Source organism: Candidatus Tisiphia endosymbiont of Mystacides longicornis (genome assembly GCF_964031095.1).
Lineage (GTDB): Bacteria > Pseudomonadota > Alphaproteobacteria > Rickettsiales > Rickettsiaceae > Tisiphia.
Genome location: NZ_OZ035004.1, coordinates 35630 through 51557 on the forward strand (window position 1 = coordinate 35630; position 15928 = coordinate 51557).

Here is a 15928-nt window from a genome sequence, read left to right on the forward strand (position 1 = left end):
ATGACAAAATTAGGTATTTTATTTTTTGCTGATCGTCTTCCTCCTTTAATTGGAGGAATGGAAATGCATGCAAAATATTTCATAGAATATTTTATTAATCATTCCAAATTTCCTATTTTAAGTATAATTACAAAAAACCTTAAAGGACAAGATTGTATTATATTAGATGGAAAACTTAAGTTAATAAATTTAAACAAATTATCTAGTTTATTTAATCCAGCTATTATATTTTTTAATAGCGGCAGGTGGATAGAGAACCTTAAAAAACTTCGTGATATATTTCCAAAAGTGCAATTTATATACCGTACGGGTGGGAATGAAATTTTAAAAGCTTCTCTGATTAGCAAAACAATTCCAAATTATATTATGCGTCGATCATATTGGGTCGATATTTTAAATAACACTATAGATTTATTAATAACAAATTCTACTTATACGGAAACTCGTTTAAGTCAAATTGACATAAAATGTCCTTTTACCCGTTTTGTAGGAGGGGTCAATGTATCTGTATTAAAAGCAGCAAGAATTTTAGATAATAAACCTTTTACTATCTTCTGTGCTGCTCGTTTTGTTCCATATAAAAATCATTCATTAATTATATCTTTGGTTCACGAGTTAGTATTAAGAGGTTATAGCTTTAAAGTGAGATTAGCTGGAGAAGGACCTTTACTAGCACAAGTTAAAAAACAGGTAGATAAGAATAATCTGAATTCAGTTATAGAGTTTCTTGGAGTACTAGAAAATGAAAAAATATGTGAAGAGATCATTAATGCAGATATTTACATGCAATTAAGTTGTGATAAAGTAACAGAAGTTCCCGGTGGTTCATATATTCATTCAGAAGGAATGGGGCGTTCTATTTTAGAGGCTTTAACAGCAGGCACTTTTGTAATAGCTGGTAATAGTGGAGCTTTACCAGAGATTATTACATCTGATAATGGATTATTACTTGACTTTAATGACTTTCAACAAATAGTTAATCAAGTTGAACAGATTTTAAAATATCCTAAAGTTAAAAAGCCTTTGGATAATAAATTTTGTTGGTTAAAAATTTTCAAAGGTTATGAAGAATTATTTAGGCATAACAAATGAAAATATTATTAGTTACAGAAAAATTTAGTCCTGATAACACCCAGCGTGATGGTGGTGCTAGGCTGGTAGACACCCTAAAACAAGGTTTTAAAAATCGCTTGAGTATAATGCAGTTTGGAGGACAAACTAATTCATCAGCAACTTGGAGTTTTGATTATCCTGTGAATGTGGATAATCGATTTGAAAAAAGACTTGCTAATGCTGAGTTTATTGCACAAAAAGTAAAAGCCGTTGAACAACAATTTACTCATATAGTTTTTATCCATATATCAATGCAATTTGGTTTTATTGATATTAAATTACGAGAAAAAATAAAAACATGGACATTTCCTATGTTCTTAACCCCTTCTTACCAAGCATCTGGTGAAGATGTACCATTTAAATATACAGAAAGGGAATTTTTAACTCTAGCTGACACTCAAAACATCTTAACACCAAGTTACTTAGAAAAAAAACAATTAATAGAATTTTATTTTGTTCCAAAACAAAAAATTCAAGTAGTGCCTAGAGGTGTAGATACAAGTTTACTAATACGTAAAATTCGTTTTTTTAATACAGTCCCAGAGTTTTGTAGCGTTGGTAGTATCAAACCTCAAAAAAATATTCTCGGATTAATAGATTTATTTGCTACAGTAAAAAGTAGATTTCCTGAAGCAATACTTCGTGTAGTTGGACCAGTTCAGAATCAGGGATATTATAATGCAGTTAAAAATAAAATTGAAAAATTAGGTCTTGATAATATTATAGAATTTACAGGCTATATACCTCCAGCTAAACTTGCATTTATTATTGAAAATTCACATATTCACATATCCACCTCAATGTGTGAAACATTTGGTCGCTCAATTTTTGAAACACTTGCTTCTGGTATACCAAATATAGTAATGGTAAAAAATAATGCTACTGCTGAATTTTTATTAAATTTACCTTATGCAAAATTTGTAAATGATACAAGCGAAGCACTAGATGCTATAGAACAGGTCTTTAATAATCTTCCTAAATTATCAGAAATGGCACTTGAAATCGGAAAATTATACAGTGATACAATCCTTGGTAAACTACTTGTAGCAAAGATTTGTAATAAAGAAGTAATAGCTATAAGCGATTTTGACGGTACACTGTTTCATAAAAACAATTCTGAAAAAACAAAAAACTGTGTATTAAAGTTTCAGCAATTTTCAACAAAAGTTATATGTAGTGCACGTCCACTTGACTATTTAGTGCAAGAAATTAAACATATTAATTTAAAAGTAAATTGGATTATATCTTATAGTGGTGCTGTAATATCTGATGGTGAAGGTAATATATTATTTATTACACCAATTAATTTAGAAGATGTTAGAAGATTAGAAGCGATGGTACCGGAAGCAAAAAGGGTAATTATAGAAGATAAAATAGTACAAATGTCAATGTCAGTACATTTAGTGCCAGATATTTTTGATTTAAATGTTGAAATTTATCAGGAAACTGCTTTTGTTGCAAGTTGGCATTCTTCAAAATTACGTGCGATTAATAAACTTTTAAATTATATTAATTGGTCTGGAAAAGTAGAAGCGTTTGGAGATAGCAAATATGACCAAGAGTTTTTAACTTATTTTGATGGAAAGCTTGTTAAAATTAATAATAAGGCATAAAATTAATTCATGGCTTAATAAATATGGAGGAATTTTATGAGTAATACGTATTATAAAGGTTATTGGATGGTAACAAATCGTTGTAATTTAAGATGTAGTTACTGTGTACTCGAAGATGCACCTCACCAACTTAGAGCAGAACTTGACCTAGAATCTAAGAAAGAACTAGTTAGTCATTTATATCATAAACTTAAATTTCGTCGTCTTACATTATCAGGTGGAGAAGTAATTATTTTTGGTAAACATCCACCAAAAGAATGTATTGAATTACTTAGCCATATTCAAACATTCCGTTCAGATGATCCAGTTAAAAACTTAGGAATAGAACTTTATACGAATGGTACTTATTTAGATGAAAATGTTGTTAATGAAATGAAAGGGGTAGTTGATATTGTTGCTGTTACGATTGATAGTACTGAAGATAGATTTTTAACAGGAATTGGGAGAAATTTTGGTAGATATAAAGAGTATTATAAAAATATAATGAATAAATGTAGCTTAATTTCAAAAGCTGGTATTGAACTAAAGTTTCACAGTGTTATTAGTACTAAAAATCATTTAGTACTATCAAGCCAAGTGAAAGATATTCTTAATGCTTTAGAAAGTGTTGGTGGCAACTTATCCTGCTGGAAATTCTATCAGTATATGTCATATGATAATCCTGAAAAAGATAATATTCATGCAATCTCACCTACAATGTATGAAAAGTTTAAGGATAATACTATGAAAGCCTTATCAGGAAGAAAAACAAGGTTGCATTTTAAGGATAATAACGAAATGAATGCTTCACTATTTAATATCTTATCTTATGGTAACGCTCAATATATGAGAGATGATGATACATGGTCAACTAGTAAACGTACTGAAGATTTGCGCTCGTATAATTCAATGTCAGAATTATTTATAAAACATGATATTAACAAAGAACGTTTCCATAAGTTTCATGAGATATGCTTATGAGTGTTATAGTAACTGTTGATCTTGATTGGGCATGTGAATATGCTATAGAGGAAACCTTAGCTTTTTTAGAAGATAAAAAGATTGTTCCTACTATTTTTAGTACTCATAATTCATCCATAGTAGAATCTATGATAAATAAAATTGAAGTAGGACTCCATCCATATTTTAATTCAAATTCATCACATGGAACTACATTTTCAGAAGTAGTAAAATATGTTATGAATTTACCTCATAATTTAGCATCTTTTCGTTGTCATAGATTTGCTACATGTAATTTATCTAAGCAACTTATGTTTGAAGCTGGTATGTTAATTTCATCAAATGTATGTACAGATCTAGAAGTCATTACTCCTTTTAAAGATAGATTTGGTTTACTTGAAGTTCCTATTTTTTTAGAAGATGGTGGATATTTATGGCGTAACCATTCTATGCAAATAGATAAAGAGTTAAGGAATACTATTTTAGATCAATTAATTAAAGTTATTGTGATCCATCCTATGCATTTTACTATAAACACCCCTTATTTTGCTTACATGTATGATATCAAAAAATCAGTAAGTCGGAAAGAATGGCAAAATATGACTAAATATACCATTAAAAAACTACGATGGGAAGGCTATGGAATAAGAAATTTTATTACTGAATTATTAGAGATAGCACCAAAAACTTTATCTTTAAAGTCATTAATGACCACGAGTTAAGATTGCATAATCATTCATAATAGTTGCCTTTATTATAAAATTAAATCGGTCTACTTCAAGGCATCGAAAAAAATCTTCTTTTGGATATTGCCATTGGTCCTGGGAAAAAAAGTATTTTCCTGAACCTTCTTGAAGTATAGGTAAAAATTTGATTAATTCTAACTTCTTCCCATGAATTAAGGCCTTAATATATTCAGCACAAATATTGTCTTCTAGGGAAGGTGTATTTCCCTCATGCCCCATAGGAATTATTATAATTTCTGTATTTGGGAGTGTTTTAATATATTCAGCAGTAGCACTTGCATTTATAAAACCTGCAGCAAGTACTATGTTTGCTTCTTTGGCTAACAAGATTCCACTAGCCCCTGCTGCTGTTCTATGTAATACATTTTTACCAACTATAGTAATATCTTGAACTCTTGTTGGCGAATTTGGAACATCATAAATAAGATTTGCTCCTTTTTCTGATTTTCCAATTAATACAGGATTATTAAAATTTGATATCAAACGAGAAACAACAGCACTGTCACTTGCTAATATATATGTCACTGGATTATGATCTAGTACATAAGCAGCTGTAGTAAAAGCACGGAATACATCAATAACTACTATTACCTGCGTTTTGATCTGTTCATCAAATCTCAATTGTATTGGTCTCATTATATATATTTTCTGACCACTGGAGTCAGATAATGGAACAGTCTTTTTTATTTCTGTACAACTACTCAATATAAATAATATAATAATTAAGTGATAATATTTACGCATAAGAAAAATTAACATTTTATTTAGGTTCTGTTGACAAAATTTTTTGGGTTCTGTCGCATCTATAATTGAAGATTTGCTTGAAGCAACAAAACTGAGATTTTGGACGTTATGCAGCCATTAACATTTTAAAATTTTCGAAAGTAGAAAGATTGTCATTAGATCCGATTAATTGTCCTTTTTGAATTATGCGAATATTTTCAATACCGGTAATAGTAATTTTTGCTGAACGAAAGCTCTTAAAGCCTAGCATTGGCTTCGTTCGTTTCTTAATAAATCTATGATCCTGCTCAACAATATTATTGAGATATTTGACTTGTCGTACCTCAATTTGCTTATCTTTAGCAAGCTCTTTGTTGGCGGCTTTGAGAGCAGAAATATTACTACCGCTTTTATCGATAGTTACCTTCTCCGGATGACCGTTATATTTAAAAGCCTTACGGAAGAATGCTTTAGCAGCCACAGCATCTCTGTGTTTCCTAAGCAAAAACTCTATGGTATTACCTAGTAAATCAACGGCTCTATATAAATAGACCTAAGCACCGTTTATTTTGATATATGTTTCATCCATCCTCCAGCTATTACCCACAGGCTTTTTACGTTTCCTTATAGCCGTATCTATCAGCGGCACAAACTTTATTACCCATCTTTGCAGAGTAGCATGATCTATTTTAGCCCCTCTAATGCTAGCCATTTCTTCTAAATCTCGGTAGCTTAGAGAAAACCTACATTTCATATAGACAAAGAGCATTATTATCTCGGGAGATGAACAAAATCCTTTAAAGTACTTGAGTAATTTCGGAGAAATATAAAGCGGCATTCAAATATTTTTTAAGCCTTTATAGCAGCTTTAAAGATCACTGGCAATAGATGCGACAGAACCCTTATTTTTAGTGCTTACAGCATAAACTATATCACTATATTTTCGTCTCAAGCTCTCTTCAATATAACTTTCTTTCTCTACTTTAATTTTTGATAAATCTAACTTTTCTTTAAAATTACTCGGTAGATAATACTCTAAAAATTCTTGTGCAGCTATTTCATTGCCCATAATTCTTTTAAAAAGCTGGTCATGTTTAGGTTTTTTTGGCATTTTGCTACTTACTTGTTATCTATCATTTAGCCAACATTTGTTCGCTCTTCTTTGAGTATCTTATATACAGCAGCACGACTGATACTCATTTTTTTAGCTAAACTAGTTCCAATAATACCTTGTTCATGATATTGCAGCAATTGCTTTCTATCAATCCTACGTTTAGCTCCAAATTTCACACCCTTAATTCTTGCCTCTAGCCTACCTTCATTAGTACGCTCTAAAATCCTCAGACGCTCTGCTTGTGCTACTGCTGATAAAATCGTTACTACCATTTTACCAGCAGCTCCTTCCGTGTTAATACCATCATCTAAGAAACGTACCCCTACATTCATTTTATCAAAGTGATTAATTAGGCTGATCATATCTGCTGTATCCCTACCTAATCTATCCAGTTTAGTAATTAACACTGCATCACCTTCCTCAACTTTGGGTTAAATTACAGAAACGGGGCAAAAGCGAACTAGGAGTAGGAATTGCTGTTAATTTCTTCTCTGTTATAGAAAAATATCCTGCAATAAGTTATCTTACTCAAATGCCTTATCCCTGCAGGATGATCATGTTTTACGCATTTATATTTTGGTATATCTAATCGTATAATAAGCATTATGCCGCTTTAAAATTAACCACTTCATTAAAAGAATAATCTTGATCATTTGTTGCTAATAAATTGCTAAAATCGTAAATTCCATGTAGGTTGACGTGTCTCCAGCTTAATATTGAAGCATTAGGAATATTCTCTAATAAGGTTTGTCTGGTGATGCTATCTGATCGCATAATTATTTTTGTAAGTGCTATATTCTTTATTTCTGCCCCTGGTTTTGAATGGTCTCCTATAGTCTATGAGAAAACAGCAATTGAAAAATGGAATAAAAAGAATATATCTATAGAAGAAGGAATAAAACTTGAGGAATTAGATAAAAGTTCAACATGGTATAAGGTTAGAAGAGAGCTAAAAAAGCAACTAGGAGAATTTGTTGATAAAGTTTGGTTTTCTAAATTGCGAGTAGAGGAAAATATAGATAAAAAAATACTAACTTTATATGCCCCGAGTAATTTTACAAGAGATTGGATTAATAATAAATATGGATATGTAGTTAGACAATTGTCAAAAGAACTAGGTTACCAAGAGGTTATAACTACCTTAAATAACCAATGACTAGCGGGGAAATTATGAATAAAGAACAAGTAGAGAAAAACTTACTGGAAGAAAGAGTAGAGAAGGTATTAGAAAAGTTGCATCTGGAAATTGACTTTGCATCAAAGTCGTTTGAGAACAAAAGCTTAGAATTTAACAATACGCTTAATAAATCAGTATCTAAGTTACAGGCTACACTAGAAGAAATCAAAAGTTTTGCTGAACAGAGCAAGATTCAACACCAAGAGCAAGAATCAGCACTACAATCCTATGCTCTGTTAAAAGAAATCGTCCCCCAAATAGCAAGTGAGGTTGAGAAAATCCATAGTGAGAAAGTGGAAGGAATTAACAAGAAATTTGAAAAGTTGCACGATATAATTTTCTGATAATGTTGTTGAGTCTAGTAATTCATCTATCACTAATACCATCACTAGTGATAATATTGATATAGATATACCTACACTTGGTGATAGTAATTCTCATCCCGAATGCTAAGTTTAAGTTTATACGATTACTTCTGAGTAATCGTGTAGTAGTGTAGTACAATTAAAGTAGAGTATTATTGTACTACACCAAGCCTACTAACAAGTGGTACAATTATAAGAAATATTAGACTTGTTTGTACTATTGTGGTACAATATTATTTTTTAAATAAAATTGTACCAGAGTTATTATGAAAATTGGATATGCAAGAGTAAGCAGTAATAATCAGGACTTAGAATTACAACAACAAGCATTAATTGAGGCGGGATGCCAAAAGATATTTAGCGAGTCAGCTAGTGGCAAAGATAATAATCGCACTGAGCTAATGATTATGATTGAATCATTGCGACCAAGTGATATTGTTATAGTTTATAAGATTGATCGGATTGCTAGATCTCTAAAAGGACTAATTGAGCTAATCGAACTACTAAATAACAAATCTGTTGAGCTTGTGTCCCTTGATTCAGGAGATAAAGTAGATACTACTTCGCCTATGGGGAGAGCATTTTTCCAAATAGCTGGAGTATTTGCTGAATTAGAACGTAGCATGATTAATAGCAGAACTAAAGCAGGAATTGCTAAGGCTAAGCTTAATGGAGTAAAATTTGGTAGAAGAGTTGGTAGTAGCAACAAAACAACTTTAGGCAAAATAGAAAAAATAAAGATTTTTCTGCAAGCTGGTAAAACTTATAGTTGGATTAGCAAGGAATTGTTTGTCAGTAAAAAAACAATATCTGATATTAAAAAATTGTTACAGAAAAATGACCGAGCGTTTAAAACATGAGCAAATCTGATAGATTAATAAGTTAGTAAAATGACAAAAAAGTTAAAGCATGATTCATTAGTCAAAACAATAATGGCTGATCCTGTAGCAGCCCAAGAATTTTTGGAATATTATTTGCCTAATGATTTTAAGAGTTTAGTAGATTTATCAAAAATAACAGTAGAAAAAGAAAGTTACATAGAAGAATCTTTAAACAAGAAATATAGTGATATAGTGTATGGAGTTGCTACCAAGAATCAGGGTAAGGCTTTTGTGTATGTGTTGATTGAGGCTCAGTCGAGCGTTGATTATTGGACAGCTCTACGATTATGGAAATACACATTGTTATTATGCGAAAGGCATAAGAAAGGAAGAAAGAAATTACCATTAGTATATAATTTAGTAATTTATAATGGTAAAGAAGTTTATACTGCCCCTAGGAATTTATGGAGTTTATTTACCGATGCAGTTATAGCCAAGAAAGTGATGACAGAAGATTATCAATTGGTCGATTTACAAAGCATGTCTGATGATGAAATAGTGAAGAAGAAGCATATTGGGATGTTAGAATATATGCTAAAACATATCCATCAACGAGATATGATAAAGCTTTGGGAAGAATTTCTGCAGAGATTTAAATTAGAGATATTAGTAGATAAGGAAAAAGGCTATATTTACATAAAATCGTTTTTATGGTACACTGACGCTAAGCTTCCTGAGGCAAAGCAATCAGAATTAGAGCAAGTACTAACCAAATATTTATCAGAAGAAGAACAAGGTGTTATTATGAGAACTGTTGCACAAAAATATATCGAAGAAGGTGAAGCCAGAGGTATCCATATAGGTAAAGCTGAAGGTAAAGCTGAGGGTGAAAAACAAAAAGCAATCTCTATAGCTAAAAATTTACTAAAGGCTGGTTTATCTGTTGACTTTATTACTCAATCCACCGGCTTGAGTCTATCGCAAATTGAGTCTTTATCCAAATAAGTGGAGAACGTTCAGTGAGGAGACCATTCAAAACTTTTTCGGTAATTCGATGACTTAAGGTTGTTTGCAACGTATAATGCTTATTATACGATTAGATATACCAAAATATAAATGCGTAAAACATGATCATCCTGCAGGGATAAGGCATTTGAGTAAGATAAATTATTGCAGGATATTTTTCTATAACAGAGAAGAAATTAACAGCAATTCCTACTCCTAGTTCGCTTTTGCCCCGTTTCTGTAATTTAACCCATAACTGTACTATAGTGTTCGGAAATATACTACTTATCGCTTCCGGAAAACCTTTTAGACCATCAACACAAGCAACATAAATTTGTTCTACTCCTCGATTTTTTAACTCAGTAACTACTTGCATCCAGAATTTAGCACCTTCATTTTTTCCTACCCAAATACCAAGCAACTCCTTCTTTCCTTCCATATTAACAGCAATCGCTAAATATACTGCTTTATTTATCACTACGTGGTTATCCCTAGACTTAACGTAAATGCAGTCTAAGTATAATATTGGATAAACCTTATCTAAACCTCGATTTTGCCACCTAGTTACTTCTTCCATCACTCCATCGGTTATTGTCGATATTAAATCACCGGAGACTTCAGTTTGATATGCTTCTTCCAAGTGACCCCGAATCTCACTAACTGTCATTCCTCGACCATAAAGTGAGATAACTTTGTCGTCAAATCCATTAAATCTTCTAAGCCCTTTAGGTATCAATTGGGGAACAAACTCGCCTTCTCGATCCCTTGGTATCTCCAGAGTAACCTTCCTACCATCATCATCAATTACTGTCTTTTCATAGCTACCATTACGACGATTATTACCGTTCTTTGGAACTTTACTGTGTTTTGAATAACCTAATTCATGCTCTAACTCACTTTCTAATATCTTTTCAACTAGTTGTTTTTTTAGTTGTTGAAATAATCCTTCTCTACCAAACAATTTAGATGGATCGGCTTTTGATAATAATTCTTCTACTAATTCATTACTTATATGATTAGCGTTTAGTTCTAGAAACTTCTTTTCTATTTTTTCTGACATATCTTTCCTTTTTATAAGTTGTTTTTTTACAGTACCTCTTAATGATTTCTTTTACAACTTACACAAACTATATTATAGACTCCAAAAATGTTGAAACGATGTCTGTGAATCTCACAAAAATACAAGTCGTAATTTCATCTGACAATTACCTTGTAACAAGGTGTATAAATCACACATGTTATTGAGCCACTCAATAAAGCCATCCTCTCATCCTAATAAAGGTGTTTGATCTCCATAAATACTGATATCATCTAGCATATAGTGATCCCCAGTATCACTATATGTGTTATCATACTGTACTCCTTCACCTAATGGTGTTGCACCACTATTATCTTGTACACTAATATCGACTGTATGTTTGAGCAAGTACTTTACTATTTTAGTATTACCACATATCGATGCAATATGTAAGGGAGTATATCCATTATCGTCTCGTGTGTTAACATCTACACCACGATATATCAAATACTTTGCTAAAGTAGTATAATTAAATTGTGATGCAAAATGTAATTGTATCGGGGTGATATTATGATTACGACCTACATTAGTATAGGAAAAAACCTTATATGATAATTTATCAGCAATATTCATTGGTAACTCATTTAGGTATAATTATGAAAGTAATAAACTATCAACTACTACCATCTTAAATTTGTAGTAGTTGATTTGGTATAATTATTTACAATAATTTTATAGAAATTGCAATGATTTTATAGTGTTGGACTTTGGACAAATTACCATTGAAGTTTTTTTCAAACATTATCTACCGAACCCATAATATCAATTGCAACAATTAACACGGTGTATTTATCCATTCTCTATACATAATTGATTTTACTAAATCTACATTCTTAGCAAGTTGATTCCAAGTGCAACAAGCCATAGTGACGATATCTTCATATACACTATAACATTGGTTAGACAAGAAATGATTTTTGATCCATTCCCAAATTTGTTCCATTGCATTAATACCAATTGCAATAATTAACGCAGTGGTATAATACCAATTCCCGAATTTAATTTAGCAAATAATTCATGCAACAAATAGATTGAATTAGCGAGGTATTTAAGTTTTTAATAGAAGAAGATACTGCTATTTCCAATTGCTCAATTGTATTGTATACTTTATTCTTTATAGTCTCAGACTTTAAATGCTCGCATAATCGCTCCGCAGGATTTAATTCAGGAGAATATGGTGGCAAATAAAGAATTTCTATATTAGCAGGAACCACTAAGTCCTTATACTTATGCCATCCAGCACAATCCATAACAACAATGGCTTTTTGATCGCCTATATGTTTAGACATTTTCGCAAAAAACATGTTCAAAGACATAGTATTAACATTTGGCATCATTAAGCTAAAATCATCTCCTGTTATTGGGTTAACAGCACTGTAAACATAAAAATTCTGAAAACCTATTTTGATTTTAACTTGAGTTCTGCTACCTTTGCGAAACCAACCATGACCTAATTTAGAATGAGTTCCAAAACGCGATTCATCAAAGAAATACAAAAAACTTCTTGGATTGCTTGTTATTTTTTCTTGAATTTTTTTTAAACTGTTCATGAGTTTCTTTATTCTGTTTGTAATGCACTAGTCTTGGAGTAATGTACGCAAACTTAAGCTTGTGCAATGCCCTGTGTACAGCCGATTTACTTACATTAATTCCCAATTTTTCTTTAAGTTTTATGACGATACTTTTTATTGTTATGTTACAATCTTCTTGTATCCATTTGTTTATTGCTTCATAGCAGCTTTCCGTTAAATCGCTTTTCCTTCCCCTACCTTTTTTATATTCAAGATTTTTATCATCGCCTTGGGCAAAGCTTTTTACCCAGTTTCTTAGCGTATTAGCCTGAATATTGCATGAAAGAATAGAGACAAAACCCTTGTAATACTATATAATATCAGTGTTAAAAGAAGATTACATAGAGGGTTTTGCCATGACAAATTGTATAGGATTAATTTACCAATCGAAAGTAAAAAATCGTCAAATAGAAATAAATTTCACAGGAGGTAATATTAGTAGCGATGGAGGTGTATTATTGCTAAGAGAAGCAGATAAAAGACTTGGTCTAACTAATGAACTGGCTAAGATTTTTCCTGATAAGCGAGATTCTGATAAAATTACTCATACTATTTTAACAATGCTCAAACAGCGTATTTATGGTATTGCTCTTGGTTATGAAGATTTAAATGATCACGATAATTTAAGAAAATGTCCAGCTTTGCAAACAAGTATAGACACACTGGACGATATGGCTAGTAGCTCTACTTTATGCCGTTTAGAAAATAAAGCAGATCGTGGATTTGCTCTTAAAGCTCATAAGGTGATGATTGACAAGTTTGTCGAATCTCATAAAACCGTGCCGAAACAATTAATACTTGATTTTGATGCCACTGATGATGAAATTCATGGCAATCAAGAGGGGAAGTTTTATCATGGATATTATCGTCATAATTGCTTTCTACCTTTATATGTTTTTTGTGGAAAAAAGCTGTTAGTAAGCTATCTTCGCAGCTCAAAGCTAGATCAAGCAAAGCATAGCTGGGCAATATTATCTCTATTAGTCAAGCGTTTTCGTCAATCGTGGTCTGAAGTAGAGATTATTTTTCGTGGTGATGGTGGATTTTGTCGGCATCAGATGCTGGATTGGTGTGATGAAAATAATGTGCAATATATAGTCGGGATAGCCCAGAACACTAGGCTTAATAAGCTTCTTGCCCCTACCATACAACAATCTAACGAAGCTTTTGTAACCACCAAAGTAAAGCAACGATTGTTCAGTGAATTTAAATATAAAGCTGATAGCTAGAGTCGTCATCGTAAGATAGTTTGTAAAGCAGAAGTAACTAGCCTTGGTGAGAATCCAAGATATATAGTAACTAATTTAGCAGGTAATCCAGAAGATTTATATGATAAAATTTACTGTGCACGTGGAGATATGGAAAATCGTATAAAAGAGCAACAGTTAGAGCTATTTGCCGATCGCACTTCATGCCATAAATGGTGGGCTAATCAACTCAGACTAATTTTGTCAAGCCTTGCCTATACATTAGTAGAATATATACGTGATAAGTTTTTACAAGGTACTGAATTAGCTAAAGCCTTGGTAGGAACGGTGTGTTTAAAATTGTTCAAAATTGGAGCAGTAATTATTAGAAATACTAGGAGCATTAAATTCTTGTTGTCTTCATCTTATCCTTACCAACATATATGGGATAGTGTTATGAAAAAATTAGCTATAGAATAAGCTAATATGGGTATACTTGCAGCAAAACTGCATAACTTTATCTAATTTTTTTGTTAGTATGAATTTTTTATACATTTGGGTTTCATACTATGCAAATACCATCGATTACTATTGAGCAAGTAGCTCAGCAATTTAAAGCTTGGCGTCAAACTAAAACTAATAAGTTTGATCCTATACCAAACCATCTAAAGGAATTAGTTCACCAATTACTCCATCATTATTCTTACCAAGAGATAGCTAAACATCTTAATATTAATAAAGCAACAATTAGTTCAACTAAAAAAGCCCATGAACCTACCATCAAAACTTCTTCTGTCTCAACTTCAAATCAATCCCTACAACAAAATATTAATTTTCTCCCATTTCAACTAGTAAATTCTATAGATACCGATCCTGTAGCTGCTCCCAAGCAAAATCACTATACTTGTCACATTATTAAACCAAATGGTACCAAGCTTATTATCCAAACACTAGAGCCAAAAACTATAATTCAGACATTTTTATGCTGCAACTAACCCCGGCGTCAGTTATTTTTGTTGCCACTATTGCCATCGATTTTCGCAAGGGTATCGATGGCTTAATCGCTGTTTGTAGACAAAAACTTTCTTCTGACCCTCTTAATGGTTCCTTGTTTTTATTCTATAATAAAAACAGAACTGCCATTAAAATTTTGTCCTTTGACGGTCAAGGCTTTTGGCTATGCTCTAAACGCCTATCCAAAGGTAAATTTACGGCAAAACTTTTCCCATCTGATAATTCATCTTACCAAATTTGTTATAGAACCTTACACATTCTTATTCATAATGGCGATCCTAGTTCTGCCAAATTCTCTAATGATTGGCTTCCTGTCGTTTAAGCTGCTGTCTCGATTAATTCCGTATTATTCATATATCTTGCATAGGCAAAAGGCGTATAATCCTCAGGATGCTTCTTTGCTTTGCTACTATGCTCTTGTAGCCAATTTAAATATTTAAAGGCATTGATCTCGTTCTCACTACAAGTCTTTACTATACTATACAGACCACTATGTATCTCAGCACTATTGATTGTTTTAAAGAATAATGAATTCTTCCTTTGTAAAATAATGGTACGCAGTGATCTCTCAGCCCAATTATTATCAAGATTGCTAACTGGGATTTTTAAAAATTGGGTCAAACCTTCTTTATTATTTATCCAATATTTCATAGCTTGTCCAAGCCTACTATTAGGCTCAACTTTCTTGTCGTTAAATAATTCGTCTATTTTGTTATATATGTTTTCTATATATTTACTGCTATGTTCCTGATGATACCCAAGTTTCTCTTCAGGACTCATCTCTTTACATTGATGTTCATTGTGGTAAATCCCACGTGTTTGTTTGAGAAAATATCCGCATTCTTCAGGGTAATATAGTTCATTTTCTGTAAATTTTCTCTGACCATGTGACAAACAATTGATCATCACTATTATTGCCAGTAATTCTTTATCTGCTTCTGATAATACCGGGTTATTATTGTTACTTGCGTCAGTCATTAATTGGATAGAATCTGTTCTATTCTTACGATTCTTTAGTACGTTACCTATATTTTCTCCACCATGCCTATTACCGGTAAAATATAAAACTATTACCTCATTATTTGCAGTCTTAGCACATATTGTAGTAGTATAACAGCTGCGTCCTTTCTTATTTTGAGTACGTAATTTTTTATTGGCTATAGTAATTTCTAAAATCCTAGCTCTAGTATCATCAAGGTTCAGTGAACTACATTCGGCAGCCATTTCCAATAATACCCCGTAAATTTCAGCTCCACCACCTTCTTGCCAAACATCTAAATATTGTTGCCAGAGCGAGCTGTATGCTATAGGAACCCCGCTTAAACTCTGTAGCCTAGATAAACGGTAGAAAGGAGTACCATAGGTCTTTTGTAACACTATTGCACTTCTGCTACTATTTGTCCATTTGTTGATATTTTTATTGTTCATAACTGTATAATCGCAAGCATTACAGCGTAACGTT

The 15928-nt window shown here is 32.0% G+C and carries 18 protein-coding genes and 2 pseudogenes; 11 read left to right on the forward strand and 9 right to left on the reverse strand.

From position 1 onward, the window contains the following. Genes ACQH6S_RS00220 through ACQH6S_RS00235 form a run of 4 tightly spaced genes read left to right on the forward strand, consistent with a single transcriptional unit; the run spans position 1 to position 4387 of the window. Positions 1-1092: a glycosyltransferase family 4 protein gene (locus tag ACQH6S_RS00220; RefSeq protein ID WP_425364568.1), complete on the forward strand. Its 1092-nt coding sequence runs from the start codon at positions 1-3 to the stop codon at positions 1090-1092. Further along, complete coding sequence (locus tag ACQH6S_RS00225) at positions 1089-2726, forward strand: glycosyltransferase (protein WP_425364567.1); 1638 nt, start codon at positions 1089-1091, stop codon at positions 2724-2726. The genes ACQH6S_RS00220 and ACQH6S_RS00225 overlap by 4 nt, the downstream gene beginning before the upstream one ends. Before the next feature lie 36 nt (positions 2727-2762). After that, the gene (locus ACQH6S_RS00230; RefSeq protein WP_425364566.1) at positions 2763-3686 is read left to right on the forward strand and encodes a radical SAM protein; all 924 of its coding nucleotides are present in this window, start codon (positions 2763-2765) and stop codon (positions 3684-3686) included. After that, positions 3683-4387, forward strand: coding sequence for a hypothetical protein (locus ACQH6S_RS00235; RefSeq protein WP_425364565.1), 705 nt, complete (start codon positions 3683-3685; stop codon positions 4385-4387). The genes ACQH6S_RS00230 and ACQH6S_RS00235 overlap by 4 nt, the downstream gene beginning before the upstream one ends. On the opposite strand, the gene ACQH6S_RS00240 is transcribed toward ACQH6S_RS00235, so the two are convergent. From ACQH6S_RS00240 to ACQH6S_RS00255, 4 genes and pseudogenes are all read right to left on the reverse strand, one after another. Beyond that, positions 4370-5170 carry a 2-phosphosulfolactate phosphatase gene (locus ACQH6S_RS00240; RefSeq protein WP_425364564.1) on the reverse strand — a complete coding sequence of 267 codons (801 nt, stop codon included), beginning with the start codon at positions 5168-5170 and terminating at the stop codon, positions 4370-4372. The two genes, ACQH6S_RS00235 and ACQH6S_RS00240, sit on opposite strands and share 18 nt — an antisense overlap. 91 nt (positions 5171-5261) lie before the next feature. Then, positions 5262-5972 (reverse strand): annotated as a pseudogene (locus ACQH6S_RS00245) (IS6 family transposase). A 30-nt stretch (positions 5973-6002) separates the two neighbouring features. Next, positions 6003-6245, reverse strand: a complete 243-nt coding sequence (locus ACQH6S_RS00250; protein WP_425364563.1) for an Rpn family recombination-promoting nuclease/putative transposase — start codon at positions 6243-6245, stop codon at positions 6003-6005. 26 nt (positions 6246-6271) lie between these two features. After that, positions 6272-6655, reverse strand: coding sequence for a recombinase family protein (locus tag ACQH6S_RS00255; RefSeq protein WP_425364562.1), 384 nt, complete (start codon positions 6653-6655; stop codon positions 6272-6274). A 350-nt stretch (positions 6656-7005) separates the two neighbouring features. On the opposite strand from ACQH6S_RS00255, the gene ACQH6S_RS00260 reads away from it, so the two are divergent. The 4 genes from ACQH6S_RS00260 (at position 7006) to ACQH6S_RS00275 (ending at position 9616) form a co-directional block, all read left to right on the forward strand. Then, a complete protein-coding gene (locus ACQH6S_RS00260; RefSeq protein WP_341749484.1) occupies positions 7006-7404 on the forward strand; it encodes a DnaA N-terminal domain-containing protein in 399 nt (132 codons plus the stop codon). Between the two features lie 14 nt (positions 7405-7418). Further along, entirely contained in the window at positions 7419-7769 is a 351-nt protein-coding gene (locus ACQH6S_RS00265; protein ID WP_341748922.1) for a hypothetical protein, read from the forward strand. A 287-nt stretch (positions 7770-8056) separates the two neighbouring features. Then, positions 8057-8650 carry a recombinase family protein gene (locus ACQH6S_RS00270; RefSeq protein WP_094648749.1) on the forward strand — a complete coding sequence of 198 codons (594 nt, stop codon included), beginning with the start codon at positions 8057-8059 and terminating at the stop codon, positions 8648-8650. A 30-nt stretch (positions 8651-8680) separates the two neighbouring features. Continuing rightward, the gene (locus ACQH6S_RS00275; RefSeq protein WP_425364583.1) at positions 8681-9616 is read left to right on the forward strand and encodes an Rpn family recombination-promoting nuclease/putative transposase; all 936 of its coding nucleotides are present in this window, start codon (positions 8681-8683) and stop codon (positions 9614-9616) included. A gap of 91 nt (positions 9617-9707) precedes the next feature. Here the strand turns inward: ACQH6S_RS00275 and ACQH6S_RS00280 are convergent, their stop codons facing one another. From ACQH6S_RS00280 to ACQH6S_RS00295, 4 genes are all read right to left on the reverse strand, one after another. Further along, positions 9708-10676: an IS256 family transposase gene (locus tag ACQH6S_RS00280; protein ID WP_425364584.1), complete on the reverse strand. Its 969-nt coding sequence runs from the start codon at positions 10674-10676 to the stop codon at positions 9708-9710. Positions 10677-10883: 207 nt separating this feature from the next. Beyond that, a complete protein-coding gene (locus ACQH6S_RS00285; protein ID WP_425364585.1) occupies positions 10884-11267 on the reverse strand; it encodes an ankyrin repeat domain-containing protein in 384 nt (127 codons plus the stop codon). A 425-nt stretch (positions 11268-11692) separates the two neighbouring features. Next, the gene (locus ACQH6S_RS00290) at positions 11693-12244 is read right to left on the reverse strand and encodes an IS630 family transposase (RefSeq protein ID WP_425364586.1); all 552 of its coding nucleotides are present in this window, start codon (positions 12242-12244) and stop codon (positions 11693-11695) included. Further along, complete coding sequence (locus tag ACQH6S_RS00295) at positions 12177-12554, reverse strand: helix-turn-helix domain-containing protein (RefSeq protein WP_425364725.1); 378 nt, start codon at positions 12552-12554, stop codon at positions 12177-12179. Before ACQH6S_RS00295 ends, ACQH6S_RS00290 begins: the two co-directional genes overlap by 68 nt. Before the next feature lie 67 nt (positions 12555-12621). Between ACQH6S_RS00295 and ACQH6S_RS00300 the strand changes: the two are divergent. The 3 genes and pseudogenes from ACQH6S_RS00300 (at position 12622) to tnpB (ending at position 14788) form a co-directional block, all read left to right on the forward strand. After that, positions 12622-13932: pseudogene (locus ACQH6S_RS00300) on the forward strand (IS1380 family transposase). Positions 13933-14021: 89 nt separating this feature from the next. Next, the gene (locus ACQH6S_RS00305; protein WP_341758053.1) at positions 14022-14447 is read left to right on the forward strand and encodes a hypothetical protein; all 426 of its coding nucleotides are present in this window, start codon (positions 14022-14024) and stop codon (positions 14445-14447) included. Continuing rightward, positions 14435-14788, forward strand: coding sequence for an IS66 family insertion sequence element accessory protein TnpB (gene tnpB, locus ACQH6S_RS00310; protein WP_341752109.1), 354 nt, complete (start codon positions 14435-14437; stop codon positions 14786-14788). Before ACQH6S_RS00305 ends, tnpB begins: the two co-directional genes overlap by 13 nt. Here the strand turns inward: tnpB and ACQH6S_RS00315 are convergent. Further along, positions 14785-15894: an IS66 family transposase gene (locus ACQH6S_RS00315; protein ID WP_425364395.1), complete on the reverse strand. Its 1110-nt coding sequence runs from the start codon at positions 15892-15894 to the stop codon at positions 14785-14787. The two genes, tnpB and ACQH6S_RS00315, sit on opposite strands and share 4 nt — an antisense overlap. Between the last annotated feature and the right edge of the window lie 34 nt (positions 15895-15928).